The following is a 406-nucleotide window of genomic DNA, read 5'->3' on the forward strand; positions in this document are numbered from 1 at the left end:
GTTGTAGACAAGAAGTGCACCTCCTGCGAGGATACCGACGAGGGTGACTGCCCATATGGCTAGCCCGGTCGTGCCCCCGACGTAAACATCGCCACTCGGGGACCACTCGTCCCTGTTGTAGATGGGGCTGTATCCGTCCACGTTAGCACCGTACTTGTCCACGTATTGGTACACGCCCTTGCCCGTAGGCTTCCTGCCGGAGGCGTCGACGCCATTTCTCAAGTCCATGCCGCCACCAGTTCCATAAGGTGTGTCGGTCTTGATCTTCTTGCCGCCGCTGGCGCTGACTCTGAAGGGGGTGGTTCTGGCGAGCGACGGCAGGCCTCTGACGGTGAACTTGTCGGCGGAGAAGGGGGCGGGCTTCAGGGAGACTGAACTCATAACGGTGGATGCCATTACTTCTCTC

1 protein-coding gene is annotated in these 406 nt (G+C 59.9%); it reads right to left on the reverse strand.

All coding sequences use genetic code 11. From position 1 onward, the window contains the following. Nucleotides 1-396, reverse strand: a 396-nt coding sequence (gene psbR / locus ACODJP_RS13815) for a photosystem II protein PsbR (RefSeq protein ID WP_422482489.1), incomplete at its 3' end; no start/stop codon positions are given. Nucleotides 397-406: the final 10 nt, after the last annotated feature.

The sequence above is a fragment of the Pleomorphochaeta sp. DL1XJH-081 genome (assembly GCF_049310885.1).
Taxonomy (GTDB): domain Bacteria; phylum Spirochaetota; class Spirochaetia; order Sphaerochaetales; family Sphaerochaetaceae; genus CAYZJV01.